The sequence below is a fragment of the Blautia sp. ZXY-1-B12 genome (genome assembly GCF_056339915.1).
Window position 1 is genome coordinate 1 of record NZ_JBWJVP010000057.1, and the last position, 2,641, is coordinate 2,641.

The 2,641-nt window shown below is 50.5% G+C and carries 1 pseudogene; it reads right to left on the reverse strand.

The features are described 5' to 3' along the window. A pseudogene (locus AC075L_RS04310) lies at positions 1–2,561 on the reverse strand (LPD16 domain-containing protein); the annotation flags it as partial. Positions 2,562–2,641: the final 80 nt, after the last annotated feature.

Consider the following 2,641-nt stretch of genomic DNA (forward strand, 5'->3'; position numbering starts at 1 on the left):
CTTGGCGCTCCATGACCTTTTCGTGGAACTGAGGGCTTTTCTCCCATTCCTCACGGTCCACACCGAAAAGGCCGCCATGATCCATGATTTCCTGCGAGTCAAATACCATACTCTCCGTATTGTCCTCATGCAGCACATAGACAGTCAAACCAGCGGCATCCAGTTCCAGCGCCCGTTCTCTGGTAACAGGGAGCATCCCATCATAGGAGTATCCGTATTCCTGCATATCCGGTGTAGAGACCTGCTCATCCGGCGTTGGGTATTCATCCAGCGCCTGCTCCTGTGCTTCCGGCAGCTGGGAAGAAGCAGCCATCTGACTGGCCTCTGCCTGCATCTGCTGGTAGGCAGCTTCCTGCAAGGTCTCAATCATGGACAACGGTGCGTATTTTACCGAGTCTCTGTCCAAATCGTTGTCATCACAAATCTGGAGAACTGCCTTCATGCGGGAAATCTCCGGCATATCCAGCTGACCACCATCCAACTCTTTCATGCGGTGCGGCATCGTAAAGGGTATAGCCCCAGCCGCTGTCACAGGACTGGATATGAAGATAGATGGCATTGTCGATCAGAAACAAAGCCTCCTGCTGATTGGCGTCCGCCCCCAGCACTTCCATTTCCGGCATTGCCGCAGCCAGTTCCTTTACCGCTTTCTGTACCAGCGGATTGTCACGGTAATAGTCGATTGCCTGAATAGTGTCCAGGTCAATGGTCTGCCCGATCAAAATCGGAAACGGTCCTTCATAATCGCTTCCGTCTTTCAGTTCAAAACCAATGCCCTTGATCCCGTTCATTCGTTCTGCCGGAATCTCCTGATAAATACGGATTGCTTCCTCCAAAGACAGGTTATCGTGGTATTCTCCGAGGTTTGGAAATTCCATGCACTCTGCTACATAGTAGGTCAGATCGCCGGTCGGCAGCCTATCAGATACCTTAATGGCATCTGCTGGCTGCTCTATCGGGGCGGTTTCCGGCTCTACCTTTGCATGAGGGTCGATTCCGCGCTCTTTGCAGATTTCCTTATAGTGGCGCTCAATATCGGAGATCAAAGTGCCGGAGGTTTTGTTGATGGTCTCCAAACTGGCTCTCAACTCTTTCAGTTCCTTGCCCTGACTCCAACTGGCAATATAGCCAAAGCTGTTTTCTCCTGTCTCGATGCCAAAATATTTGCAGACTGCATAGGAGATGCTTTCAGCCTCCACTTCTTCCGTGTGACGGTTTTTGATTGCCTGTTTTTCTGCGGTTGCATCTTCCTCAACTGCAAGACGCCATTCAAACTGATTTTCGTCCACATAACGCCAATCCATATCAGAAGCAAACTGTTCGGCTTCTTTTTCTGTGGCAAAATCCAACTTGAAATCATGCTTGGTTCCACCTTCACTCTCCTGCACAACCTTCCATGACGGTAGCATTTCATATTTTTTAGGGTCATGGAGCTTGCTGTGGGCAATCTCGTGTACTGTGGCCGAAACCGTCTGCACCTCGCTCATGCCCTGACGAATGGCAATTTTCTGATGATCGGCAGAAAAATAGCCGTCCGTATCGGCGGCCATTGCTTCAAAAGTAATCGGCACCGGTGCGCTGCGGCGCAGGGCCTCCATGAATGCCTCATAATTTTGCACATTGCCGGAAAGGGAGGAAGCAAGCTCCGGCAAAGGTTTCCCGTCGGTCTGACTCACATCAAAGACCTTGACCGGGCGGAACATGGGAATCTCGATTTCTTTTTCCTCTGTGACGATCTTTCCGTCTTTATCCAGAATCGGAGCCTTGGTATCCGGGTCCAGCTTCTGCTCCTCGATTTTCTTCTTGTACGGTGTTGGGGCGATGATGGTAATGCCATGCTCGCCCTTTTTTACATGACGCTCAAACTGGTCTTTCCACTTATTGTATCCGGCTACCAATGTGGCGTCCGGCTTCTGCATATAGATGAGCATGGTGTTGTTTACCGAATAGCGGTGGAAGCGGGACATGACGGACAGATAGCGCATATACTTTTCACTCTCAAACAGTTCTTTGATGCCCTGCTCGATGCCATCTGTGATTTCCCTTAGCCGTTCTCGGTTGGTGGGTTTGTTCTCAGCCATGATTTTCAATCTCCTTTCCAAGTGTGTGATTTCTGCTGTGTGTTCTGCAATCCATGCCTTTTGTTCTTCTTCACTTTCATAAAGAAAAAGGTCCAGCAGGTACTCTACATAGGGTTTCTTCTGGATTGCTTCCACAAAGCGGGGGTGCGGTTCTTCCTCCGGTGTCCTGGGAGAACGGTCGGCTTCCCATTTTTTCAACAGATAGTAGTAATCGGACAGTACGCGGTAACAGCGCTGTCGATTCTCCCGAAACTTCTGTGCCTCGTTTTTTTGCCGGACATATCTCCTGCGGGGCGGGGCCTGACTGTCATAGATCAGGCCAAAGTCCTGTGCCAGTTTCTCCGCCGCTTCTTTTGGGGAGAGGTCAAAGAGCTTTGCGGTAAAGTCGATCACATCCCCATCTTCACCGCAGCCAAAGCAGTGGAACCGCTGGTCTACCTTCATGCTTGGGTTCTTATCATCGTGAAAGGGACAGCAGGAGAATGGTTTCCCGTTCCACTAAAGAGAGCTTCATCGGCTGCCTCCTTTCCGCTGGTCAAATTCCAGCTTGAAGTTGGCAT